Origin of the sequence: Actinoplanes sp. HUAS TT8, from assembly GCF_051380535.1 — a bacterium.
GTDB lineage: Bacteria > Actinomycetota > Actinomycetes > Mycobacteriales > Micromonosporaceae > Actinoplanes.
On the sequence record NZ_CP195646.1, the window covers coordinates 10,707,812 to 10,730,418 of the forward strand.

At 70.9% G+C, this 22,607-nt stretch carries 24 protein-coding genes and 1 riboswitch; of the genes, 13 read left to right on the forward strand and 11 right to left on the reverse strand.

Annotated features, from left to right (window positions below; genetic code table 11):
* Position 1: 1 nt before the first annotated feature.
* The gene (locus ACSHV8_RS47880; protein WP_436527138.1) at positions 2-952 is read right to left on the reverse strand and encodes a pseudouridine-5'-phosphate glycosidase; all 951 of its coding nucleotides are present in this window, start codon (positions 950-952) and stop codon (positions 2-4) included.
* 115 nt (positions 953-1,067) lie between these two features.
* Here ACSHV8_RS47880 and ACSHV8_RS47885 point away from each other — a divergent pair, with 115 nt between their 5' ends.
* The 4 genes from ACSHV8_RS47885 to ACSHV8_RS47900 all read left to right on the forward strand — a co-directional run bounded on the left by ACSHV8_RS47885 (position 1,068) and on the right by ACSHV8_RS47900 (position 5,361).
* Positions 1,068-1,292, forward strand: a complete 225-nt coding sequence (locus tag ACSHV8_RS47885) for a DUF3039 domain-containing protein (RefSeq protein ID WP_396337590.1) — start codon at positions 1,068-1,070, stop codon at positions 1,290-1,292.
* Between the two features lie 7 nt (positions 1,293-1,299).
* Positions 1,300-1,914 carry a trimeric intracellular cation channel family protein gene (locus ACSHV8_RS47890; RefSeq protein WP_436527139.1) on the forward strand — a complete coding sequence of 205 codons (615 nt, stop codon included), beginning with the start codon at positions 1,300-1,302 and terminating at the stop codon, positions 1,912-1,914.
* A 94-nt stretch (positions 1,915-2,008) separates the two neighbouring features.
* Positions 2,009-3,727 (forward strand): DEAD/DEAH box helicase, encoded by a 1,719-nt coding sequence (locus tag ACSHV8_RS47895; protein ID WP_436527140.1) that lies wholly within the window; start codon positions 2,009-2,011, stop codon positions 3,725-3,727.
* 50 nt (positions 3,728-3,777) lie between these two features.
* Entirely contained in the window at positions 3,778-5,361 is a 1,584-nt protein-coding gene (locus tag ACSHV8_RS47900; protein WP_436527141.1) for a GGDEF domain-containing protein, read from the forward strand.
* 408 nt (positions 5,362-5,769) lie between these two features.
* Here ACSHV8_RS47900 and ACSHV8_RS47905 read toward each other — a convergent pair whose 3' ends face one another.
* Together ACSHV8_RS47905 and ACSHV8_RS47910 are read right to left on the reverse strand one after the other, a co-directional pair.
* Complete coding sequence (locus ACSHV8_RS47905; RefSeq protein WP_014694059.1) at positions 5,770-6,012, reverse strand: DUF7455 domain-containing protein; 243 nt, start codon at positions 6,010-6,012, stop codon at positions 5,770-5,772.
* 244 nt (positions 6,013-6,256) lie between these two features.
* Entirely contained in the window at positions 6,257-7,822 is a 1,566-nt protein-coding gene (locus tag ACSHV8_RS47910) for an RNA polymerase sigma factor (RefSeq protein WP_436527142.1), read from the reverse strand.
* Positions 7,823-8,098: 276 nt separating this feature from the next.
* Between ACSHV8_RS47910 and ACSHV8_RS47915 the strand changes: the two genes are divergently transcribed.
* Positions 8,099-8,920, forward strand: coding sequence for an inositol monophosphatase family protein (locus ACSHV8_RS47915; RefSeq protein WP_436527143.1), 822 nt, complete (start codon positions 8,099-8,101; stop codon positions 8,918-8,920).
* Between the two features lie 68 nt (positions 8,921-8,988).
* Here the strand turns inward: ACSHV8_RS47915 and ACSHV8_RS47920 are convergent, their stop codons facing one another.
* Positions 8,989-9,537, reverse strand: a complete 549-nt coding sequence (locus ACSHV8_RS47920) for a LytR C-terminal domain-containing protein (protein WP_436527144.1) — start codon at positions 9,535-9,537, stop codon at positions 8,989-8,991.
* 346 nt (positions 9,538-9,883) lie between these two features.
* Between ACSHV8_RS47920 and ACSHV8_RS47925 the strand changes: the two genes are divergently transcribed.
* Together ACSHV8_RS47925 and ACSHV8_RS47930 are read left to right on the forward strand one after the other, a co-directional pair.
* Positions 9,884-10,180: a DUF4193 domain-containing protein gene (locus ACSHV8_RS47925; protein WP_067689470.1), complete on the forward strand. Its 297-nt coding sequence runs from the start codon at positions 9,884-9,886 to the stop codon at positions 10,178-10,180.
* 85 nt (positions 10,181-10,265) lie between these two features.
* Positions 10,266-11,096, forward strand: a complete 831-nt coding sequence (locus ACSHV8_RS47930) for a hypothetical protein (protein ID WP_436527145.1) — start codon at positions 10,266-10,268, stop codon at positions 11,094-11,096.
* Here the strand turns inward: ACSHV8_RS47930 and ACSHV8_RS47935 are convergent.
* Positions 11,062-11,559, reverse strand: a complete 498-nt coding sequence (locus tag ACSHV8_RS47935) for a DUF3093 domain-containing protein (protein ID WP_436527146.1) — start codon at positions 11,557-11,559, stop codon at positions 11,062-11,064. The genes ACSHV8_RS47930 and ACSHV8_RS47935 overlap by 35 nt on opposite strands.
* Before the next feature lie 91 nt (positions 11,560-11,650).
* Between ACSHV8_RS47935 and dut the strand changes: the two genes are divergently transcribed.
* From dut to ACSHV8_RS47955, 4 genes are read left to right on the forward strand one after another with little or no spacing between them, the layout of a single operon-like run.
* Positions 11,651-12,103, forward strand: coding sequence for a dUTP diphosphatase (gene dut, locus ACSHV8_RS47940; protein WP_436527147.1), 453 nt, complete (start codon positions 11,651-11,653; stop codon positions 12,101-12,103).
* 29 nt (positions 12,104-12,132) lie between these two features.
* Positions 12,133-12,780: a DUF3710 domain-containing protein gene (locus ACSHV8_RS47945; protein WP_436527148.1), complete on the forward strand. Its 648-nt coding sequence runs from the start codon at positions 12,133-12,135 to the stop codon at positions 12,778-12,780.
* Between the two features lie 25 nt (positions 12,781-12,805).
* The gene (locus ACSHV8_RS47950; RefSeq protein ID WP_436527149.1) at positions 12,806-13,183 is read left to right on the forward strand and encodes an OB-fold nucleic acid binding domain-containing protein; all 378 of its coding nucleotides are present in this window, start codon (positions 12,806-12,808) and stop codon (positions 13,181-13,183) included.
* Complete coding sequence (locus tag ACSHV8_RS47955) at positions 13,180-13,938, forward strand: DUF3159 domain-containing protein (protein ID WP_436527150.1); 759 nt, start codon at positions 13,180-13,182, stop codon at positions 13,936-13,938. Before ACSHV8_RS47950 ends, ACSHV8_RS47955 begins: the two co-directional genes overlap by 4 nt.
* On the opposite strand, the gene ACSHV8_RS47960 is transcribed toward ACSHV8_RS47955, so the two are convergent.
* Entirely contained in the window at positions 13,935-14,597 is a 663-nt protein-coding gene (locus ACSHV8_RS47960; RefSeq protein WP_436527151.1) for a potassium channel family protein, read from the reverse strand. The two genes, ACSHV8_RS47955 and ACSHV8_RS47960, sit on opposite strands and share 4 nt — an antisense overlap.
* Before the next feature lies 1 nt (position 14,598).
* Positions 14,599-15,264: a potassium channel family protein gene (locus ACSHV8_RS47965; protein WP_436527152.1), complete on the reverse strand. Its 666-nt coding sequence runs from the start codon at positions 15,262-15,264 to the stop codon at positions 14,599-14,601.
* Positions 15,265-15,379: 115 nt separating this feature from the next.
* Between ACSHV8_RS47965 and ACSHV8_RS47970 the strand changes: the two genes are divergently transcribed.
* A complete protein-coding gene (locus ACSHV8_RS47970) occupies positions 15,380-17,419 on the forward strand; it encodes an APC family permease (protein WP_436527153.1) in 2,040 nt (679 codons plus the stop codon).
* A complete protein-coding gene (locus ACSHV8_RS47975; RefSeq protein ID WP_436527154.1) occupies positions 17,416-18,714 on the forward strand; it encodes a class I SAM-dependent RNA methyltransferase in 1,299 nt (432 codons plus the stop codon). The genes ACSHV8_RS47970 and ACSHV8_RS47975 overlap by 4 nt, the downstream gene beginning before the upstream one ends.
* Before the next feature lie 253 nt (positions 18,715-18,967).
* On the opposite strand, the gene ACSHV8_RS47980 is transcribed toward ACSHV8_RS47975, so the two are convergent.
* The 4 genes from ACSHV8_RS47980 to ACSHV8_RS47995 all read right to left on the reverse strand — a co-directional run bounded on the left by ACSHV8_RS47980 (position 18,968) and on the right by ACSHV8_RS47995 (position 22,532).
* Positions 18,968-19,327, reverse strand: coding sequence for a MerR family transcriptional regulator (locus ACSHV8_RS47980; RefSeq protein ID WP_436527155.1), 360 nt, complete (start codon positions 19,325-19,327; stop codon positions 18,968-18,970).
* 245 nt (positions 19,328-19,572) lie between these two features.
* A complete protein-coding gene (locus tag ACSHV8_RS47985) occupies positions 19,573-20,445 on the reverse strand; it encodes a bifunctional 5,10-methylenetetrahydrofolate dehydrogenase/5,10-methenyltetrahydrofolate cyclohydrolase (protein WP_436527156.1) in 873 nt (290 codons plus the stop codon).
* A gap of 14 nt (positions 20,446-20,459) precedes the next feature.
* A riboswitch (ZMP/ZTP riboswitch) is annotated at positions 20,460-20,542 on the reverse strand.
* Between the two features lie 198 nt (positions 20,543-20,740).
* Positions 20,741-21,022 (reverse strand): hypothetical protein, encoded by a 282-nt coding sequence (locus tag ACSHV8_RS47990; protein WP_436527157.1) that lies wholly within the window; start codon positions 21,020-21,022, stop codon positions 20,741-20,743.
* Positions 21,023-21,146: 124 nt separating this feature from the next.
* Positions 21,147-22,532: a cation:dicarboxylate symporter family transporter gene (locus ACSHV8_RS47995; protein WP_436527158.1), complete on the reverse strand. Its 1,386-nt coding sequence runs from the start codon at positions 22,530-22,532 to the stop codon at positions 21,147-21,149.
* Between the last annotated feature and the right edge of the window lie 75 nt (positions 22,533-22,607).

Here is a 22,607-nt window from a genome sequence, read left to right on the forward strand (position 1 = left end):
ATCAGGCCGGCACGGCGAAGCCCACCGGCGCCGACGACCCGGTGTTCTCGGCCACCGCGATCTTGGCGGCCAGGGCGGCGTTGCGCAGGATGATCCGGACGTTGGTGGCCAGGCTCTGCCCGTCGGTGCTGGAGTGGAAGTGCGCCAGCAGGAACGGGGTGACCGCCTTGCCGGTGACGCCCTGCTCGGCCAGCAGCGCCAGCCCGGACTCCAGGGTCCGGTCGTGCAGCGCCGGGTCCAGCTGCTCGTCGACCGGCAGCGGGTTGGCCAGCACCAGCGCGCCCTCGGTGACACCCTGGTCGCGGCGGGCCCGGATGAAGTCGGCGACCTGGTCGGGCGTGTCCAGCTGCCAGTCGACGTCGAAGCCGCCGTCGGTGATGAAGAAGCCGGGGAAGCGGCGGGTGCCGTAGCCGGCCACCGAGACGCCCAGCGTCTCCAGCCGTTCCAGGGTCGCGCCCACGTCGAGGATCGACTTGACCCCGGCGCAGACCACGACGATCGGGGTCCGGGCCAGCGCGGTCAGGTCGGCCGACTCGTCGAACGTGAGGTTGGCCTCGCGGTGCACCCCGCCCAGGCCGCCGGTGGCGAACACGCCGACCCCGGCCGCGGCGGCGACCGCGCTGGTGGCGGCGACCGTGGTGGCGCCGTCGGCCCGTTTGGCGGCGGCGATGGCCAGGTCCCGCACCGACAGCTTGGCCACGTCGCCGGCGAGCGCCAGGTGCTCGATCTGGGCGTCGTCCAGGCCGACGACCAGTTCGCCGCCGATCATGCCGATGGTCGCGGGGACCGCGCCGTTGTCCCGGACGGTCTGCTCGATCTCCCGGGCCACCCGCAGATTGTCCGGGTGCGGCAGGCCGTGCGAGATGATGGTGCTCTCCAGGGCCACCACGGGCCGGCCGTCCCGGCGGGCCCGGGTCACGTGCTCGCCGTACTGAATTACGAAGTCAGTCACGTTGACCAACGTTACGGTGCGGACCAGCGCAGTTGCCGTTGGACCGACCCGGCGTGAGGTGTCAGACTTGTCGGTCGGAGCTTGCTCCGTGACTAAACGATCTCCTGAAGGGCAGATACCCGTGAGCACCCAGATCCTGGAGCGTCCGGAAACCAAGGATGCCGACACCGGTCCGGAGATGTTCCACTACGTGCGCAAGGAAAAGATCGCCGAGAGCGCGGTCATGGGCACCCACGTGGTCGCCCTCTGCGGTGAGACCTTCCCGGTGACCAAGACCCCCAAGAAGGGCTCGCCGGTCTGCCCGCAGTGCAAGGAGATCTACGAAGCCATGAAGGCCTGATCGGGGCGTGGCGGGCGGATATGGACTGCTCGTCGCGGATCTGATCGGGGTGGCGGTGTTCGCCGCCTCGGGCGCCTCGGCCGGCGTCGCGAAACGCCTCGACCTGTTCGGGGTCGCGTTCGTCGGCTTCGCGGCGGCACTGGGTGGTGGCATCCTGCGCGACCTGACGATCGGCGCGGTCCCTCCGCTGGCCTTCTCGGACTGGCGGTACGCGGTGACCGCGGTGCTCGCCTCGATCGCGGTGTTCTGGCTGCACCCGAAACTGAACCGGGTGCGGCGGACCGTTCTCGTCCTGGACGCCGCCGGCCTCGGCCTGTTCACCGTGACCGGCACGATGAAGGCGCTGGCGGCCGGGGTGCCGCCGGTCGGCGCGTGCCTGATCGGCATGCTCACCGCCATCGGTGGTGGCCTGACCCGCGACCTGCTCACCGGGGAGATCCCGATCGTGCTGCAACGTGACATCTACGCGATCGTCGCCCTGGGCGGGGCGATTCTTGTCACCATTCTCCAGCGGCTGGGTCATACCGGCCTGATCTCGCTGGTCGGCGCTTCGGCCCTGATGACCGGGCTGCGCCTGGTGGCGCTCTACCGTCGATGGTCGGCGCCCGTCGCGGTGCCGTAACCCGCGATCGCACCCGTCCGTGGCTATGCTGGAGCCTCGCCTCCGCGACCTGTGCCGCGGAGGTTTTTCCATGGATTGAAGGGATCACCGGAGCTTGAGCCCGACCGCGCCGAACCTGGAGACCTTCCCGCCCCTGCGGGCATGGCAGCGCAAGGCGATGGTGGAGTACCTGCGCCGCCGTTCCGAGGACTTCATGGCCGTGGCGACGCCCGGCGCCGGCAAGACCACGTTCGCGCTGCGGCTGGCCGCCGAGATGCTGAACGACGGAACGGTCGACGCGGTCACCGTGGTCTGCCCGACCGAGCACCTGAAGACCCAGTGGTCGCTGGCCGCGGCCCGGGTCGGCATCCAGCTCGACCCGAAGTTCCGCAACTCCGACGTCCACTCCTCGCGGGACTTCCACGGTGCCGTGGTGACCTACGCCCAGGTCGGCATGGCGCCCCAGGTGCACAAGCGCCGCACGATCACCCGGCGGACGTTCGTCATCCTGGACGAGATCCACCACGCGGGCGACGCGCGGACCTGGGGTGACGGGGTCAAGGACGCGTTCGAGCCGGCCGAGCGGCGGCTGCTGCTCACCGGGACACCGTTCCGCTCGGACGAGAACCCGATCCCCTTCGTGCAGTACGAACGGGGCATGGACGGGGTCCAGCGGTCGAAGGCCGACTCGGTCTACGGGTACGCGGACGCGCTGAAGGACCGGGTCGTGCGGCCGGTCATGTTCATGGCGTACTCGGGGGAGACCCGCTGGCGCACCAACGCCGGTGACGAACTGGCCGCCCGCCTCGGCGAGCCGATGACCAAGGACCTGATCGCGCAGGCCTGGCGGACCGCCCTGGACCACCGGGGCGAGTGGATGCCCCAGGTGATGGGCGCCGCCCACAACCGGCTGCGCCGCGTCCGTGAGGGCATGCCGGACGCCGGTGGCCTGGTCATCGCCAGCGACCAGACCGCCGCCCGGGCGTACGCGAAGCTGCTGCACGACCTCACCGGCGAGGCTCCGACGGTGGTCCTCTCCGACGACGACGGCGCCTCGGGCCGGATCGCCGAGTTCGCCGCCTCCGACAAGCTCTGGATGGTCGCCGTCCGGATGGTGTCCGAGGGCGTCGACATCCCGCGCCTGGCCGTCGGCGTCTACGCGACCAGCGCCTCCACCCCGCTCTACTTCGCCCAGGCGATCGGCCGGTTCGTGCGGTCCCGGCAGCCGGGCGAGACCGCCACCGTCTTCCTGCCCAGCGTGCCGCACCTGCTCGGGCTGGCCAGCGAAATGGAGGCGGAACGCAACCACGTCCTCGGCGCCCCCAAGGAGAAGGACGGGCTCGACGACGAGATGCTGGAGCGGGCCCAGAAGTCCGAGGACGCACTCGGTGACCTGGACAAGCAGTTCGAGGCGCTGTCCGCGACGGCCGAGCTGCAGGAGGTCATCTACGACGGCGCGTCGTTCGGCCTGCCCGCGCAGACCGGCACCGCCGAGGAGGCCGACTACCTGGGCCTGCCCGGCCTGCTCACCCCCGACGAGGTCTCGATGCTGCTGAACAAGCGGCAGTCCGAGCAGATGGCCGCGCAGAAACGCCAGGAGAAGACCGCGCCGGAACCGGCCCCGGTCGAGAAGGTCGTGCCGATGAGCGCGGGGGAGCGCCGGGCGACCCTGCGCCGGCAGCTGAACACCCTGGTCGCGGCCCACCATCACCGGACCAACCTGCCGCACGGGAAGATCCACGCCGAGCTGCGGCGGCTCTGCGGCGGCCCGCCCAGCGCGCAGGCCACGATCGAACAGCTCGAAGAGCGGATCGCGACGATCCAGACGCTGTAGTTCTCTCGCCTGGCGCCTCTCCCGGTCGATAAGGCCCCGAGGAGGTGCCGATGCGGGAGATCACGCAGCACGCGGTACGCCTGCTGGAGCGGGCGCAGACCGGCGATCCGGACGGTGCGCTGGCCGAGGCCGAGACCGTCCTGCGGGCGGCCACCGGCGACCTCGTGGACGGTCCCGCCTGCATGCACTTCGTCCGGGTCGTGGCGCACATCGCCCGTTCCGACCCGCGAGGCGCCATCGCCGCCGTCGAACCGATGCTGACCGCCGCCGTCCGCGAGGACAGCGGCGGCTGGCAGGCGTGCGCCCTGGCCAGCCGGGCCTGGCAGCGCCTGCGCCTGGGCGAGCTGGACGCGACCGAACACGACCTGGACGGCGTGCTGCACGACCTGGTCGCCGCCGAGATGCTGGCCGCCGGTGAGGCCGACCCGGTGGCCGCGGTCAACTCGCGGGTCGCGGTCGCCATCGGCTATTACGAACTTCGACTGTACGAGCTGGTGGAACCACAATTCCGCAGCGCGTACGAGATGAGCGCGGCCGACGGCGAGCAGAACGGCAACCGCGCGATGTGGCTGATCAACCTGGCCGAGATGCACCTGCGGTGGGCGCTTGAGCTCTACCAGATCCACCGGGTGACCGAGGCCGAGGCGCACACGGCCGAGGCCGAGCGGTACGCGACCCAGGCCGCCGCCGAGGTCTCCGGCGACGACGCGGTCGTGTGGCGCGACAACGCGCTGCTCTACGCCGCGTGCGCCCGGGCCGACCGGCACGACCCGGCCGGTGCCGCCGTCGACATCGAGCTCTACACCGGTTACCTGCGCAAACGGGGCTTCACCCCGGACGCGCTGGCGCTGAGCCGGCCGTTCTACGCGGTCGCCCTGCAACGCTCCGGACAGCCGCAGGCGGCCCTGACCGTCCTGGCCGACGCGGCCACCGAACTGCCGCCCGACGCCGACTGGCTGGTGTCGGCCAGCACCCACCGGACCCGGGCCGTGCTCCTGGCCCACCTCGGGTCACCCGACGCCCGGTCGACCCTCGCCTACGGGGACAGCCTGGCCACCGCGCTCTGGCGGCAGCGGCTCAACACCCTGCACGCGGCCCGGACCATGCACGACCTGGCGATCCTGCGGACACAGCACGAGCAGGTCGCCCGGGCCGCCGACCTCGACCCGCTGACCGGGATCGCCAACCGGCGGGCCTTCGACCGCGCGACCGGCCTGGTCGCCGACCGGCCCGGCGTGGTCGCGGTCCTGCTCGTCGACACCGACAAGTTCAAGGTGATCAACGACACGCGTGGGCACGCGGCGGGCGACGAGGCCCTGCGGGCGATCGCCGCGGCGCTGTCGGCCCAGGTCGGCCCCGGCGACGTGGTCGCGCGGCTCGGCGGCGACGAGTTCGCGGCCCTGCTCCCCGGGGCGTCCGCTGCCGAGGCCGCGGCCGTGGCCACGCGGATGATCCAGGCCGTCCGCGACATCCCGGACTGCATCGCCACGGTCAGCGTCGGCGTCGCCCTCGGCCCGTCGACCGACCTGCCCGACCTGATGAGCCGGGCCGACGACGCCATGTACCGCATCAAACGTCGCGGCGGCGACGCCCTCCACCTCGCCGAACTCCCCGCCCACCCCCGAGCCGCCTGACCCCGGTCGGGTCGCGCTCCTGAGAGCGGGCCGAGGGCGTGAGCCGCGGCCGGGCGGTGCATGGCGGCGACCTCGCGAAGTGCCGGCCGGCAGCGCGGTCGTCGGCTGGTGCTGGTGGCTGTTTTTTCCCGGAATTAGGACCGTGAGTGCCAGCTGGAGAGCGGGCGGCGCGGGGGTGGGTTTTGGGTTGAGCTCAGCCACCCGACCACGTCGCCCTGGAGGGGTTCGCGTTCTGGGCGCGCCAGCGCCCTGCGAGCCCCGGAAGGGTCCCCGCGGGAGCGACGGTCTGGACCACGGCGGACGTAGGCCATGAAGATCTTGATTTTGGGTGGGCATGGTGAAGGGGCGCCTCGTTGGAGACGCCCCTGACCACGTCTTTTCAGTTTTGGGGGACCGCTGTTGCTGCTGTTAGTTGCTGGAGTTCGACATCATGTTCGCGCCGCGCCAGGTGAATTCCGGATCGGCGGAGAACTGCACCGCGATCTTCACCAGGTCCTCGGCGTAACGGTTGGCGTGGTGGCCACAGAAAACGAGGTCACCTCCACCCGCCAGGGTCAAACGGAGCTTCCCTGCTGCATTGCAGCGGTCGCACCGTTCATCGGCTGCTGTGCCGGCCAGGCTTCCCGCTGGCGGCGTGAGAGTCGGGGTCATCGCCTTCCTCCTCTGTTCGTCACCGATGAACATGTTCCTCGGCTACTGCTCACACATCGTGCAACACCCTGCACCCTTGCAGCCTTCCCAAAGTGCCCCGGGGGGACCGAGGTCACACCGGTTCCGACTAGTGTGCCGTGATCCCAGGGTGCCACGTCAACGATCACTTCTGCACAACGGTCTGATCACCACCCGTTGATGTACGGGTGGTGACCAAATGGACACGTAAAGTTGACTGAAAGTCCTAGTCGAGGTAGTCGCGCAGAACCTGCGACCGTGATGGGTGCCGCAGCTTCGACATCGTCTTGGACTCGATCTGGCGGATCCGCTCGCGGGTCACGCCGTAGACCTGGCCGATCTCGTCCAGCGTGCGGGGCTGACCGTCGGTCAGGCCGAACCGCAGCCGGACGACGCCCGCCTCGCGCTCGGAGAGCGTCTGCAGCACCTGCTGGAGCTGGTCCTGCAGCAGCGAGAACGACACCGCGTCGACCGCGACGACCGCCTCGGAGTCCTCGATGAAGTCACCGAGCTGGCTGTCGCCCTCGTCGCCGATCGTCTGGTCCAGGGAGATGGGCTCACGCGCGTACTGCTGGATCTCCAGCACCTTCTCGGGCGTGATGTCCATTTCCTTGGCCAACTCCTCCGGGGTGGGCTCACGGCCCAGGTCCTGGAGCAGCTCGCGCTGGATGCGGCCGAGCTTGTTGATGACCTCGACCATGTGCACCGGGATGCGGATGGTGCGGGCCTGGTCGGCCATGGCGCGGGTGATGGCCTGGCGGATCCACCAGGTGGCGTACGTGGAGAACTTGTAGCCCTTGGTGTAGTCGAACTTCTCGACCGCGCGGATCAGGCCGAGGTTGCCTTCCTGGATCAGGTCCAGGAACGCCATGCCGCGACCGGTGTAGCGCTTGGCCAGCGAGACGACGAGCCGCAGGTTGGCTTCGAGCAGGTGATTCTTCGCCCGCTCGCCGTCCCGGTTGATCCACTTGAGGTCGCGCTCGAAGTTGCGTTCGAGCGTCTCCTCGCCCTCCTCGGCGGCGCGCAGCCGCTCGGCGGCGTAGAGGCCGGCCTCGATGCGCTTGGCCAGCTCGACCTCCTGCTCGGCGTTGAGCAGCGGAACCTTGCCGATCTGCTTGAGGTAGGCGCGGACCGAGTCGGCCGAGGCGGTCAGTTCCGCGTCGCGGCGGGCCTGCTTGAGGGCCTCGGACTCCTCGTCGTCCCACTCGAAGTCGCCGTCGGTGGCCGAGCTGGCGGCGTCGGCCGCGGCCGCCGCGACGACCGCCGCCGGCTCCTCGACGACGACGTCCTCGATCTCGGCGGCGAGCTCCTCGGGGTCGATCTCCTCGCCCTCGGGGCCCTCCTCGCCGGGCTTGGCGGCCTTGGCCGGCGCCGCCTTGGCGGTCGTGGCGGCCTTCTTCGCGGGGACGGCCTTGGCCGCGGCGGCGGTGGCCTTGCGGACCGGGGCGGGCTTGCCGGCCGCGTCGGCGGACGGGGCCGCCTGCTTCGGGGCGGGCGCCGCCTTCTTCACCGGGGCGGTCTTGGCGGTGGTCGCCTTCGAGGCCGGGGTGGCGGAGCGTGCGGCCGCCACCTTGGGGCGGCGGGTGCTGGCCGACCCGTCGACGACGACGGTGATGCCCGCGTCGACCAGACCGCGAAGGATCTTCTTGGCCTGCGCCGGGTTGACGGCGGCGGACTCGAGCGTGTGCGCGACCTGTGCCGACGTGAGCTGCCCGCCCGCACCCTGAGCATGGGTGATCAAAGCCTCGGTGAGAGAGCGAACGTCGGCACCGTTCTGGTGGGCTTCTGTCACGAATGACCTTCCGGAGGCGATGAGGTTGGGCACGGCCATGTCCAGCGCAGGCACGCGGGGGCGAGTCTCGCCGGAGTCGATTTTGGGAACCCCCGGGTCATGGACAGTCCCACTGCGGCCTGTTCGGTGGAGCGCAGTGAGTGTCCGTGAAGCGTGGGCAGGGGTGAATTGTAGCGCCGTCCACCGAGATCCTCCCCCCGCAGCACGCCGCCGGGGGCCGACGACCTCGTCGGAGACGCTCCGGGCGAGAATCGTATCGGCGGAAAGGACGCAAACGTGAGCGAGATTTCTCCGGGCTCGTCGCCCGAGGAGCTGTTGTCGATCGCCGTCCGGGTGGCCCGGGAGGCCGCGGCCACCGCGCGCCGGATGCGGGACGAGGCGATCGGCGACGTGCAGACCAAGAGCACCGACACCGACGTCGTGACCGCGGCCGACAAGGCGGTCGAGCGCCAGGTGGTGGAGGCGCTGCTGGCCGAGCGCCCCGGCGACACGGTGCTCGGTGAGGAGTACGGCGGGGCCGACCGTGCCGCGCCGGGCGCGGTCCGCTGGATCCTGGACCCGATCGACGGCACGGTCAACTACCTGTACGGCCTGCCGCAGTACGCGGTCTCCCTGGCCGCCGAGGTCGACGGCGAGGTGGTGGCCGGGGTGGTCCGCAATGCCGCCACCGGCGACGAGTGGACGGCGACCCGCGGCGGCGGCGCCTGGCGCGACGGCCGGCGGATCACCTGCTCGACCGAGACCACGCTGGGGCAGGCGCTGATCGGCACCGGGTTCGGCTACGACCCCCGCCGGCGGGCCCATCAGGGGCAGGTCTTCGCCCGGATGATCACCCGTGTGCGGGACATCCGGCGACTGGGCGCGGCGTCCCTCGACCTGTGCCTGGCCGCGGAGGGCAGACTGGACGCCTTCTTCGAGAAAGGTCTCAACCCGTGGGATCATGCGGCCGGTGGGCTGATCGCGGCCGAGGCCGGAATGGTCGTCTCCGGCCTGAACGGTGCCCCGGCCGGTGTCGAGATGGTGCTGCTGGCCCCACCGGCGCTTCATCCGGAACTGCACGACCTGCTGGTCGAGCTGGACGCCGCCGGTGGGCCGTAAAGGCCGCTCAGAGCCCCGCTGGGGGGCGCCGGCGGCCTCGGTGCGAGTGTGGGGCCGACCCGTACGCCTCAGTCGTCCTCGGGCTTCTTGGTGGCCGGCTTGACGCAGGCGCCGGGCGGGAGGGTCGGCTCGCCGATCTCGACCAGGGACTGGTTGACCTCGGTGGTGGTCGCGAGGGACTGGAACTTGCTTCCGATCACGATCTCGACCACCGCGCCCTTACGCTTGGCGTTGTAGACCATGTCCGACTGGGCGAGGAAGTATGCCTGGACCAGCTGCGCCTTGCCGACCGCGTCCGGGCCGAAGCGGATCTCGGCGACGCCCTTGTACTTCGTCTTGCTCTGGCCGGACGGCTGGACGGTGAACCGGCGGTTCTTGAACTCGGTCGTCACACTGTCGGCCAGACCGACCTGGGCGGTGCCGTTGAGGATCTTCAGAGTCACCTCGGCGGGGTCGTCCGGCAGCTGCACGTCGGCCAGCGGGGCGCCGTCGGGGCAGTTGGCGCCGTTGGCGATGTCCGCCTGCTTGTCGCGCACCAGGGCGACGACGACGAAGACGATCGCGGCAACGGCGAGCACGCCGACGACGACAAGCGCTCGGACGCGCGCAAAGCTCATGGGGTTGGCTCCAGGATCGGACGACAGGTCCCGGTGAGGTCGCCGGGCCTGTCGAGAGGTTAACGTCTGTCCGCCAGGCGCGCGGAAACAGGGAATGCTTCCGGCGTGCCGACGATGATCCAGAGGCTGGTACCCCTACTTTGATGTCGCCTCAGTCACATCGGGAACAATGTGCCGCCAGTGGGCGTACAACTCTGCCGCAACAGCGGTAAGGTTCCGCGCTCGCCAGGCCGGTGCTCGATGTTTGAGCGAGTGTCAGAAATCGTCTGGCGGAACCGGGAACCGAAACCATGCCATTGGCGTTACTAACGCCAAGTGACACATCGATACAGGAGAGTGAAGACCGATGGCCACCGACTACGACGCCCCGCGTCGCGATGAGGTCGACCTCGGCGAGGACAGCCTCGAGGAGCTGAAGTCGCGCCGTGCTGACTCCCAGTCCGGCTCGGTGGACGTTGACGAGGTCGAGGTGGCGGAGAGCTTCGAGCTGCCGGGCGCCGACCTCGCCGACGAGGAGCTGACCGTCAAGGTTCTGCCGATGCAGACCGACGAGTTCCGATGCTCGCGTTGTTTCCTCGTGCACCACCGCAGCCAGCTGGCGACCGAGCGCAACGGGGAGCTGATCTGCCGCGAGTGCGCCTGATCCGGGGCGCTCGCATTGACACGGGGTTTGACCCTGACGCTGAACCGGGCACAGGTACCGGTGACGAAGACGGGGAGGACGGACGATGACTGAACCGGACCGCGTTACCGGCTCCGAGCCGCCCGCGATCGGCACCGACCCGACGGAGACACCCGCCGAGGCGCGGGCCGACGAGGAACTGGGCCGCACCGTGGCGGCCCTGACCGAGGACGACCTGGAGCCGTCAGGCCGGCGGCGCCTGCTCGGCCGGCTGGTCGGTGACGTGCGCCGTCGTGGCGTGGGCCAGCTGTTCAAGCCGAAGGCGGCTCTGCGCTGGATGGCCGACGTGGTGGCCGATGTGGCGCCGCACGTCCCGGTGCGCAGCCGGGAGACGCTGCGCCGGCACTTCCCGGACCTGGACGACGACGCCCTCGCGGACCGACTGATCCGCAACGCCGCCCGGGCGACGGCCGGCGTGGGTGCGGCCGGCGGCGGTGTCGCCGCCGTCGAGTGGGCCGCGGCGCCGACCCTGCTCTCCGCCCCGGTGCTGCTGTCGGCGGAGACGATCGCCGTGGTCGCGATCGAGATGAAGCTGATCGGCGAGCTGCACGAGGTGTACGGTGCGCCGATCGTCGGCAACGGCACCGAACGGGCCCTGGCGCTGATCCAGGCCTGGGCCGGGCAGCGCGGGGTGAACCCGCTCGTGCCGGGGACGGGCGTGGCCAGTGTGCTGGGCACTGCCGCCCGCGGTGAGCTGCAGAAGATGCTGCTGCGCCGGTTCGGGCGCAACCTGACCTCGATGGGCCCGATGCTGACCGGGGCCGCCGTCGCCGGCTACCTGAACCGGCGGGCCACCCGCGCGATCGGCGACAAGGTGCGCGACGACCTGCGCAAGAAGGCGCTCAAGACGCCTGAGCGGCGCGCTCTCGACGGCTGACCTCGAGCAACGCGGTGGCCAGCTCGACCGGCCGCCGGCTGCTGATCACCCAGTAGGGGGTCGGGTCGGCCGGATCGTCGAGCAGGACCTGCACGGCCGTGCCGATCCACGGGCGCTGGACGACGAAGGCGAGCGGGTGCGCGCCGACGCCCAGCGCCTCGCGCTTGCCCGCCGCGTCCAGAGCGACCACGCCGGCGATCACCGAGGTCGGCAGACGCGCGTCGTCGACCAGGAATTCACCATCCCGTACGGCGACACGGAGCCGCCCCAGGGGGAAGATCAGCAGCAGTGAGAGCGGGAGCAGGATCGCGTACGGCAACCAGGCCGGCAGGTCGGGCACGCCCAGGGTCAGCTCGGTGGCCACGACGGCGCCGGTCAGCAGGCTCGACGGCCACGCCCACCACGGCAGGCCGAGGCGCTCCTGGTAGGTCTCGGCGGTGCGGGCCGGGGGCTGGGGTGTCACCCTCGAAGGGTACGGCGTGCCTCCGCTGCGGGGCGCGGCAGGATGGCAGGGTAGGCACCGACTCCGCCCGTACGTATGTGAGGAAGTTTTCTTGACCGAGGTAGTCATCCAGGTCCGCCGGCTCGACCCGGATCTCCCCCTTCCGGACTACGCGCACCCGGGCGACGCGGGCGCCGACCTGGTCGCGGCCGAGGACGCGGAGATCGAACCGGGCACCTGGGTCAAGGTCCGGACCGGCATCGCGATCGCCATCCCGGAGGGTTTCGTCGGGCTGGTCCACCCCCGTTCCGGACTGGCCGCGCGACTGGGCGTGACGGTGCTCAACGCGCCCGGTACGGTCGACGCCGGTTACCGTGGCGAGATCCTCGTCAACCTGATCAATCACGACCGGGCCCGGACCGTGAAGATCTCCCGTGGTGACCGGATCGCCCAGCTGGTCGTCCAGCGGGTGGAGCGGGCGGTGTTCCACGCGGTGGACACCCTCGACGACACCTCGCGCGGCGCGGGCGGCCACGGTTCGACCGGCGGCCACCAGGCCCTCTGAGCCCTGAAAAGTAAGAAAGGCTGGCAGTGATGTTCTCCCGTAAGCGCGAGGGCGCCAAGCACGTACGCTCCGCCGACGCGCCGCCCTCCAAGGCGCTCGCCCAGAGCCTGGCGGCCGACGGGGAAGCCCCGGCGCCCGAGTTCGGCCCGTGGGACGTCCGGCACGCTCCGGGCGACGTGCAGCGGCTCGACCTGGGCAGCCTGCAGATCCCGGCCATCGAGGGCGTCGAGGTGCGGGTGCAGGCCAACCCGGACGGCGGCATCGAGCAGGTCGTCCTGGTCGACGGCGAGAGCGCTCTGCAGCTCGGGGTGTTCGCGGCGCCGAAGACCGAGGGCATCTGGGACGAGGTGCGCGAGGAGATCGCCACCGCGATGGGCGACGACGGCGTGCAGCCCCGCGAGGTCACCGGGCGGTACGGCACCGAGCTGATCGCCCGGGTCAACACCCCGGACGGCCCGGCCGACGTCCGGTTCGTCGGCGTCGACGGCCCCCGCTGGATGGTCCGGGCCCTGTTCCAGGGCGCGGCCGCCTCCGACCCGGCCCGCGAGGGTGTGCTCGGCGTCGCGCTGGAGGGCCTGGTCGTGATCCGCGACGACGAGCCGCGCCCGGTGCGCGAGCCGCTGCCGCTGCGACTGCCCCGCGAGATGGCCGAACAGAACCCCGCACAGCAGGTTTGAGCCCCGATCGGGTTACCGTGAACTCATGACCACCGACGAGCGCACCGGCCTGCGCCGGTTCCTTGACCGGTTGACCGCCACCGACTCCGAGCTCGACGCTCAGGAGCTGCAGCGGGATTCCGCCAAGTGCGGCGCCATGCCCGCCGGCCAGTGCCGGCGGGGCCAGGTCGTTTCGGTGTCCGGGCGACTGCGCACCGTGGCGTACACTCCACGCACCAACCTGCCGACCCTGGAGGCCGACCTCTGGGACGGCAGTGACGTGGTCACGCTGGTCTTCCTGGGTCGCCGGTCGATCGCCGGCATCGAGCCCGGGCGCCAGCTCACCGCGCGTGGCCGGATCGCCATCCGGGACGACCGCAAGGTCATCTACAACCCGTACTACGAGCTGGAGGCGCCGCGGTGACACCCGGCAACGAGCCGCGCCACGTGGCGCACGAAACCGTCGAGGAGCGGCTCGCCGAGGAAGTCGTCGAGGAGCTCGACCTGCACCCGGTTCCTCAGGACGACGAGGAGGAGCCGCTCCCGCCGCTCAGCGAGCAGATCGCCGAGCAGTTGGGCGGGGTGCGCGGCCTGATCGAGTCGAGCGTCCCGGTCCTCGCCTTCGTGCTGTTCAACGTGCTGTTCGGCGAGTCCGTGATCGGGCTGGAGAAGCGCACCGCGCTGCTCTGGGCGATCATCGGCTCGGTCGGCTCGGCGGTCGCCATCGGCGCCGTCCGGCTGGCCCGCAAGCAGCCGGTCCGGCACGCGGTGAACGGGCTGTTCGGCATCGCGCTGGGTGCGTGGCTGGCCTGGCGCAGCGGCGACGCGAAGAACTTCTACCTGCCGGGCATTCTGCTCACGTTCGGGCAGGCGGCGGTGCTGCTGGTGTCGGTGGCGTTCCGCAAGCCGCTGATCGGTTACGCCTGGGGCATCATGGCCAACAAGGGCCGGCAGGACTGGTTCGGCAACGCGCGGCTGTTCCGCGCCTTCCAATGGCTCACCCTGCTCTGGGTGGTCTCCCTGGCGGCGCGTGCCGGCATCCAGTTCTACCTGTGGAAGCTCGGCGAGGCGAACGCTCTGGGTGTCGTGCGGATCCTGATCAGCTGGCCGATCTACGCCGCGACGTTCGCCTTCACCGCCTGGTTCATCCACCGCATCAACTCGGCGGAAAAAAACTAGGCGTTCCCCAGGACGACCGCGCGGATCTGGTCCTCCACCTCGGTGGTGCACACGAAGATCAGCTCGTCGCCGGCCTCCAGCGGGTCGTCCGGCGTCGGCACGACCACGCGCTTGCCGCGCAGGATGGCGACCAGCGCCGCGTCCCGCGGCATCGGCACCGACCGCAGCGGCTGGCCCTCGTAGGGCGCGTTCCTCGGCAGGGTGATCTCCACCAGGTTGGCCTCACCCTGCCGGAACGTCATCAGCCGGACCAGGTCGCCGACCGTCACCGCCTCCTCGACCAGGGCGGCCATCAGGCGCGGCTTGCTGACCGAGACGTCGACCCCCCACTGCTCGGTGAAGAGCCACTCGTTCTCGGCCCGGTTCACCCGGGCCACCACCCGGGCGACCGCGAACTCGGTCTTGGCCAGCAGCGACACCACCAGGTTGGCCTTGTCGTCGCCGGTCGCGGCGACCACCACGTCGCAGGACGCGACGTCGGCCTCCTCCAGGCTGCTCAGCTCGCAGGCGTCGGCCAGGATCCACTGCGCCTGGGGCACCCGCTCGGGACGCAGCTGGCGCGGCTGCCGCTCGATGAGCATCACCTCGTGGCCGTTGCCGATCAGTTCCTGAGCGATGGAGCGGCCCACGTTGCCGGCTCCCGCGATGGCGATGCGCATGTCAGTGCCCCTCGTTCCCGGCGCGCCCGGCGATGTCCAGAACCTTGTTCGCGGTCTCGTCGGTGACCAGCATGAAGACCTGGTCACCGTCCTGCAGCACGGTGGACGGCTGGGCGAGCGCGCCCATGCCGAACCGGGACAGGTAGGCCACCCGGGCGCCGGTGCCGTCCTCCAGCGACTTCACCGGCTGACCGACCCAGTCGGCGTGCAGCGGGACCTCGAGAATGCTGACCACGCTGGTCGGGTCCCGGAACACCTCGTTCTGGGAGTCGGGCACGAGGAGGCGGAACATCCGGTCGGCCGCCCAGCGGATGGTGGCGATGGTCGGGATGCCGAGACGCTCGTACACCTGGGCGCGTTTGGCGTCGTAGATCCGGGCGACCACGCGTGCGACGCCGAACGTCTCCCGGGCCAGCCGGGCCGAGATGATGTTCGAGTTGTCCCCGCTGGAGACCGCGGCGAACGCGTCGGCCCGCTCGATGCCGGCGGCACGCAGCACGTCCCGGTCGAAGCCGATCCCGTTGACCGTGATGCCGCCGAAGTCCGAGCCCAGGCGCCGGAACGCGTCCGCGTTCTGATCGATCACGGCCACCTGGTGACCGCCCGAGTCGAGGCTCTGCGCCAGCGTGGATCCGAGCCGGCCACACCCCATGATCACCACGTGCACGGTCTGTGTCCTCCCCGATCGCCTACCGTCCCGGGATGAGCGTCCCATGCCGCTCTGGCGCACGGTGTCCGGGGCGGGCAACGGCTGAAGTCGCCCGGCCGTACCCTTGGCAACCGTGGCAAGTACCACCTCCCTAGCCAAGCGGCTGCTCCTCGGCCGGCCGTTCCGCTCGGACAAGCTGCAGCACACGCTGCTGCCCAAGCGGATCGCCCTGCCGGTGTTCGCGAGCGACGCTCTCTCCAGCGTGGCCTACGCGCCGGACGAGATCCTGCTGACCCTCTCGATCGCGGGGGCCAGTGCCTTCGCGATCTCTCCCTGGGTGACGCTCGCGGTCGCGGTGGTGATGGTGACCGTGGTCGCCAGCTACCGGCAGAACGTGCACGCCTACCCCTCCGGCGGTGGCGACTACGAGGTGGCCACGGTCAACCTGGGCCCACGGGCCGGGCTCGGGGTGGCCAGCGCGCTGCTGGTCGACTACATCCTGACCGTCGCGGTGTCGGTCTCCTCCGGGGTGAACAACCTCGGGTCGGTCGTGCCCTGGGTGGCCGACAACCGGGTCGGGGTCGCGATCGCCGCGGTCGCCCTGCTGACCGCGCTCAACCTTCGCGGGCTGCGCGAGGCCGGGGTGGCGTTCGCCGTCCCGACGTACCTCTTCATCATCGTCATCCTCGGGATGATCGCGACCGGCCTGTTCCGGATCTTCATCCTCGGCCAGGACCTGCGGGCGCCCAGCGCCGGCCTGGTCATCTCGGCCGAGGAGCATCACCTCACCAGCTTCGCCTTCGTCTTCCTGCTGCTGCGGACGTTCTCCTCCGGGTGTGCCGCGCTCACCGGCGTCGAGGCGATCTCCAACGGCGTGCCCGCGTTCAAGCCGCCCAAGAGCAAGAACGCCGCGACCACACTGTTGCTGCTGGGCGGCCTGGCCATCGTGATGCTGGCCGGCATCGTCCTGCTGGCCCGGATGACCCACCTGCAGTACGTCGAGGACCCGACCACCCAGATCGTCTCCAACCCCGGGTTCTACGAGCAGAAGACGGTCACCGCCCAGCTGGCGCAGACCGTGTTCGGCTCGGGCTCGTTCCTCTTCCTGCTGACCGGCGCGATCACCGCGCTGATCCTGTTCCTGGCCGCGAACACGGCGTTCAACGGCTTCCCGGTGCTCGGCTCGATCCTGGCTCAGGACCGTTATCTGCCGCGCCAGTTCCACACCCGCGGCGACCGGCTGGCCTTCAGCAACGGCATCGTCTTCCTGGCCGGGGCCGCGATGGTGCTGATCGTCGCGTTCGGGGCGGAGACCACCCGGCTGATCCAGCTCTACATCGTCGGCGTGTTCGTGTCGTTCACCCTGTCGCAGGGCGGCATGATCCGGCACTGGAACCGGCTGCTGAAGATCCAGCGAGACCCGGAACGCCGGCGCCGGATGATCCGCTCCCGGGCGATCAACGCCTTCGGCATGGGGCTGACCGGTGCGGTCCTGATCGTCGTGCTGATCACCAAGTTCCTGCTCGGCGCCTGGATCGCGATCGCCGCGATGATCCTGTTCTACGTGCTGATGCTGGCCATCCACAAGCACTACACGCGGGTCGCCGAGGAGTTGCAGCCCACCGAGGAACGCCCGGTGCTGCCGTCCCGCAACCACGCGGTGATCCTGGTCAGCAAGGTGCACCAGCCGACGCTGCGGGCGGTCGCCTACGCCCAGGCGACCCGGCCGGACACGATCACCGCGGTCACCGTGAACGTCGACGACAAGGACACCCGGGCCATCCAGGCCGAGTGGGAGCGCCGCGAGCTGCCCGTGCAGCTGACCGTGATCGACTCGCCGTACCGGGAGATCACCAAGCCGATCATCGACTACGTGAAGGGCGTGCGCCGGGCGTCGCCCCGGGACGTGGTCACGGTCTTCGTTCCCGAGTACGTCGTCGGCCGCTGGTGGGAGAATCTGCTGCACAACCAGAGCGCGCTGCGGATCAAGGGACGGCTGCTGTTCGAGCCCGGAGTCATGGTGACCAGCGTGCCGTGGCAGCTGAGGTCCAGCCAGGATCGCGATCTCGACCGGCTGGACCGCGGGTTGAGCCGGGCGCCGGCTCGTGGGCCGCGGTTCCATCCGGTGGAGCCGGCGCCCGTTCCCGATCAGGAAGGCGCCGACAAGAAATGACATCTCCCGACTTCGCCCCGCTGTCCCCGGCCGATGATCTCGTCGAGGGGGACCGGATCGAGCTGGTCGTCGGGGCACCCGCCCACGGCGGCCACTGCGTCGCCCGATTCGGCGGCGAACACGGGCGGGTGATCTTCGTCCGGCACGCCCTCCCCGGCGAACGCGTCACCGCCGAGATCACCGAACGCCACCGTGGCTACCTGCGTGCCGACGCCGTCGAGATCCACGAGGCGTCCCCGGACCGGGTCGAGGCGCCCTGCCGCTTCGCCCACCCGGGCGGCTGCGGCGGCTGCGACCTGCAGCACGTCACGCCCGAGGCCCAGCTGCGCTGGAAGACCCAGGTCGTCCGGGAACAGCTGGGCCGTCTGGGCGGGCTCACCCCAGAAGATCAGGACAAGGTTTTCGTACGGACGGAGCCCCTCCCCGGCGGCCCGCTGGGCTGGCGCACCCGGGTCCGGTACGCCGTCGACGCGCTCGGCCGCCCCGGCCTGCTCCAGCACCGGTCGCACCAGGTCGTCCCGGTCGACCGATGCCTGATCGCGCACCCGGCCATCCAGGAACTCGACCTGCTGAGCCGTACCTGGCCCGAATCGGCGGCACTCCAGGCCGTCGCGTCCGGCGGCGGTGACGTGGTCGCGCTCGAACGCCCGGCCGGAACCTCGGGCTCGTCCGGCGGCGACCCGACCGACGAGCCCGGCGGCACCGGACTCGTCCGGCTCAGCGGCCCGGCCGAGGTGGCCGAGACGGTCGGCGACCGCACCTGGCAGGTGGCACCCGAAGGCTTCTGGCAGGTCCATCCCGAGGCCGCGGCGACCCTGACCGCCGCCGTGCTGGAGATGCTGCGACCGGCCGCGGGCGAGGTCGCCTGGGACCTGTACGGCGGAGCCGGCCTGTTCGCCGCCGCCGTCGCCGAGGTGACCGGGGCGCGGACCACCGTCGTCGAGTCCTCCACCCCGGGCGTCGCCGCGGCCCGGGCCAACCTGGCCGACCTGCCCCAGGTCGAGGTCGTGCAGGCCGCGGTCGAGACGGCCCTGAGCCGCCGCCGGATCACCGGCCCGGTCGACCTGGTCGTGCTCGACCCGCCCCGGGCCGGCGCCGGCGCCCGGGTGGTGCGCGGGATCGTGGCCTCGTCGCCGCGCGCGGTCGCGTACGTGGCCTGCGACCCGGCGGCCCTGGCGCGGGACGTGAAGACGTTCCGGTCGCTGGGCTGGGAGCTGGCGGAGTTGCGCGCCTTCGACTGCTTCCCGATGACCCAGCACGTGGAGTGCGTAGCCCTGCTCCTCCCAGCGCTCTGAGCGCCAGCTCAGCCCGTTCGGCTGGTGCTCACGGCTGTAAAACAGCGCCGAGGCAGCCCTGAACGCCAGCTCAGCCCGTTCGGCTGGTGCTGAGGGTCGCAAAACAGCGCCGAGGCAGCCCTCAGCGCCAGCTCGGCCGGCTTGGCTGGTGCTGAGGGCTGTAAAACAGCGCTGGGGCAGCCCTGAACGCCAGCTCGGCCTGTTCGGCTGGTGCTCACGGCTGTAGGGCGACGGCCGGGTGCGGGCGGTGGGGTCAGAAGTGGTCGCGATACTCCGCGGCGGCGGACATCAAGTGGTCGAGGGCGTCCCTCGTACGGATCAGGTCTTCGATGTGGGTGGAAAGGCGATCGCGTTCCTCGCGCATCCGGGTCATGGCCGCGTCGGAATTCTCCAGACTGGGGGAGTCGACGCAGGGCAGCAGCTCGGCGATGGTGCGACTGGAGAGCCCGGCCGCGTAGAGCCGCTGGATGAAGCCGACCCGGTCGACCTCCTCCTCGGTGTAGTGCCGCTGGCCGCTGGGACTGCGGACGCTGCTGAGCAGGCCCTGCTCCTCGTAGTAGCGAACCGAGCGGACGCTGACGCCGGCCCGCGCCGCGAGATCACCGATGCGCAATTCACACCTCCCGGGAAACTCTGCCTCTGACGTCAACGTCAGGTTTCAGCGTAGCCGCCTGAGCGCTGACCGAGTTTGTCCAGCGCCCCGAGCCGGCCCGGCCGGACCGTGATGACGCCCGCCCCGACCGACATTTCGGAAATGTCGGGAAAGCGGTGGCCGCGCGCCGAAATCGGAAACGCGCGGCCACCCCCGAAACCCCAGGACGGCCGCCCCCGAGACCCGAGGACGGCCGCGCGCCGAAACTACGGGTTGGCCCGCTCCGCGGCGCTCACCGCGTTCCGGAAGAGCATCGCCACCGTGGTCGGCCCCACACCCCCGACCCGCGGAGTGATCGCCCCCGCGACGGCCGCGCACGACTCGTCCACGTCCGGAAGCAGCCGCCGGCCCTCATACCGGACCCCGGCCCCGATCACCGTGGCCCCCGGCTTCACGTGCTCCGGCTGGATGATCCCGGGCACCCCGGCCGCCGCGATCAGGATCTCGGCCCGCTGCGTGTACCGCGGCCAGTCCTTCACCCCGGTGTGCACCACGGTGACCGCCGCGTTCGCGGTCGGCCGCTTCTGCGCCAGCAGCATCGCCAGGGGCCGCCCGAGGGTCGCCCCGCGACCGAGAATGACCACCTCCCGGCCGGAGATCTCGATGCCGTGGTGCGCGAGCAGCGCCTCGATCCCGGCCGGCGTGCACGGCAGCGGCCCGGGCAGCCCGACGGCGAGCCGGCCCATGTTGAGCGGGTGCATGCCGTCGACGTCCTTGTCCGGATCGAGGGTCATCAGCGCCGCGTCGTAGTCCAGGTGGGCCGGGATCGGGTACTGGATCAGGACGCCGTGCACGCCCTTGTCGTCGTTGAACCCGGCGATGACCTTGAGCAGGTCGGCCTGCGTGACGTCCCCGCTGAGGTGCTCGTGCGGCGACTCGAAGCCCAGCTCGGCGGCCTGCTTCTGCTTGATCCGGATGTACCCGGCGCTGGCGTCGTCGTCGCCGACCAGGATGGTGGCCAGGCTCGGCCGGATGCCCCGGGCCTTCAGCGCGGTGACCCGCTCCCGGACATCGGCCAGGACGGCCTCGGCCACGGGCGCGCCGGGCAGGAGGCGGGCGCCACTGTTTTCGCTGGTCATGTCTTTGCTCCTTGGCCGGGAGCCCAGGCGGTCGACTCCCGTGAACGAGCTCCCCGATGGTTCGACCATCCCCGAGCCGCCAGTCGCTGCTTGCCCTCCAGGATGCCGGACGCGACCGATCCGCGAGGCGGCGGGGGTCCGGAAAATCAAGATCAAATTCTTCATTGCCTACGTCCGCCGTGGTCCCGATCGTCGCTCCCGCGGGGACCGTTCCGGGCTGAGCAGGGCGCTGGCGCGCCCAGAACGCTCAGCCCGGAACGGCGACGTGGTCGGGTGGTTGCGGTTACCCCGAAGATCACAACCAACCGGATGCGAGCGTCACGTCGGTGGCGACCAGCACCAGGAGCAGGATCCCGGCGAGGATCCAGAAGCTCGCCGGCTGTCCGAAATTGAGGGTCATCCGGCCCAGCGCCCCGGGGACGAGCAGGTCCGGGTTGCCGGGGTCGTACCGGATGAGGTGATGCCGGGCGCCCGGATTCCGCCGGGCCCGAGCCATCAGCAGCCGGACGACCAGCAGGGCGCCCGCCATGACGAACCCCACCCCGAGGGTGGGCGCGACGAGATCGCCGAGCGGCATGCCCCGACGGTATCGCCGGGCGGGGGCCGGCCGGCGCGGTGGGCGAGGGCTGGCCGGCTCGGTGGGCGAGGGTCGGCCGGCTCGGTGGGCGGGGGCGGGTCCGGCGGGAGCGGGAGCAGGCCGGTCAGCCGGGCTCGGCCGGGCGTGCCGGTGGGGCGGAAACCGGGGTGCCGGCCGTGGCGGGTTCGGCCGCACGGTCGCCGTGCGGGTCGTCGTCGAAACTGGACTCGTCGAACGGGGCCTCGCCGGCCAGCACCCGAGCCGCCTGTTCCCGATCGATCTCGTGGGTCCACGTGCCGACCAGGACGGTCGCGACCGCGTTCCCGGCGAAGTTGGTCAGGGCCCGGGCCTCGGACATCAGCCGGTCGATGCCCACGATCAGCCCCACCCCGGGCACCAGATCGGGCCGATGGCTCTGCAGTCCACCGGCGAGCGTCGCCAGCCCGGCCCCGGTGACCCCGGCCGCCCCTTTGGACGCCACGATCATGAAGAGCAGCAGCCCGATCTGCTGCCCGACCGAGAGCGGCTGGTCCAGCGCGTCGGCGATGAACAGCGACGCCATGGTCAGGTAGATCGCGGTCCCGTCCAGGTTGAACGAGTACCCGGTCGGCACCACGATCCCGACCACCGGCCGGCTCACCCCGAGGTGGCCCATCTTGGCGATCAGCCGGGGCAGCGCCGACTCGGACGACGACGTCGACAGGATCAGCAGGAATTCCCGGGCCAGGTACCGCAGCAGCCGGAAGATCGACACCCCGGCGGCCAGCCGGAGCAGCAGTCCGAGCACCACGAACACGAAGATCGCGCAGGTGATGTAGAAGCCGACCATGATCGCGGCCAGGCTCTTCAGCGCGTCGAACCCGGTCGCCCCGACCAGGGCGGCCATCGCCCCGAAGGCCCCGACCGGCGCCAGCCACATGATCATCGCGAGGATCTTGAAGACCACCCGCTGGATCAGTGCGACCGCGGCGATCACCGGTTCGCCCCGGTCGCCCAGCGACTGCACGGCGAACCCGACGAGCAGGGCCACCAGCAGCGTCTGCAGCACCTGGGTGCTGGTCAGGGCCGAGACCAGTGTGTCCGGGATGATCCCGAGGACGAAGTCGACGCCGCCCTCGGCCTGTTTGCTGACCTGGGCCGTGCCGGTCTTGGCGAGTTCCTGGCTCAGGTGCAGGCCGGAGCCGGGGTGCAGGATGTTGCCGACCACCAGCCCGATCGCCAGCGCGACGGTCGACATGATCAGGAAGTAGCCGAGGGCCAGCCCGCCGACCCGGCCGACCTGGGCGGCCCGCCGGATCGAGCCGACGCCGAGCACGAGCGTGCAGAAGATGACCGGGGCGATCATCATCCGGATCAGGTTCACGAACCCGGTGCCGAGCGGTTTCAGCTCGACCGCGAAGTCCGGGAAGAGGAACCCCACCGCGATCCCGAGGGCCATCGCGACGAGCACGGCGAGGTAGAGGAAGTGGCTACGGTCCCGGCGCCGCGGGGCCTCGGCATCGACAGACATGCATCGACGGTACTCCCGCTCGTGATCTGAGTCACAGGTCAGCGCGCAAACCTCCCCCGTACCGGGGAATGTGTA

Bases quoted from the DNA above. Each gene is read 5' to 3' on its own strand.
- ACSHV8_RS47975 (WP_436527154.1), top strand. From the start codon at position 17,416: ATGACATCTCCCGACTTCGCCCCGCTGTCCCCGGCCGATGATCTCGTC.
- ACSHV8_RS47985 (WP_436527156.1), bottom strand. From the start codon at position 20,445: ATGACCAGCGAAAACAGTGGCGCCCGCCTCCTGCCCGGCGCGCCCGTG.
- ACSHV8_RS47945 (WP_436527148.1), top strand. From the start codon at position 12,133: ATGTTCTCCCGTAAGCGCGAGGGCGCCAAGCACGTACGCTCCGCCGAC.
- ACSHV8_RS47930 (WP_436527145.1), top strand. From the start codon at position 10,266: ATGACTGAACCGGACCGCGTTACCGGCTCCGAGCCGCCCGCGATCGGC.
- ACSHV8_RS47920 (WP_436527144.1), bottom strand. From the start codon at position 9,537: ATGAGCTTTGCGCGCGTCCGAGCGCTTGTCGTCGTCGGCGTGCTCGCC.
- ACSHV8_RS47995 (WP_436527158.1), bottom strand. From the start codon at position 22,532: ATGTCTGTCGATGCCGAGGCCCCGCGGCGCCGGGACCGTAGCCACTTC.
- ACSHV8_RS47925 (WP_067689470.1), top strand. From the start codon at position 9,884: ATGGCCACCGACTACGACGCCCCGCGTCGCGATGAGGTCGACCTCGGC.
- ACSHV8_RS47960 (WP_436527151.1), bottom strand. From the start codon at position 14,597: ATGCGCATCGCCATCGCGGGAGCCGGCAACGTGGGCCGCTCCATCGCT.
- ACSHV8_RS47905 (WP_014694059.1), bottom strand. From the start codon at position 6,012: ATGACCCCGACTCTCACGCCGCCAGCGGGAAGCCTGGCCGGCACAGCA.
- ACSHV8_RS47990 (WP_436527157.1), bottom strand. From the start codon at position 21,022: ATGCCGCTCGGCGATCTCGTCGCGCCCACCCTCGGGGTGGGGTTCGTC.
- ACSHV8_RS47900 (WP_436527141.1), top strand. From the start codon at position 3,778: ATGCGGGAGATCACGCAGCACGCGGTACGCCTGCTGGAGCGGGCGCAG.
- ACSHV8_RS47950 (WP_436527149.1), top strand. From the start codon at position 12,806: ATGACCACCGACGAGCGCACCGGCCTGCGCCGGTTCCTTGACCGGTTG.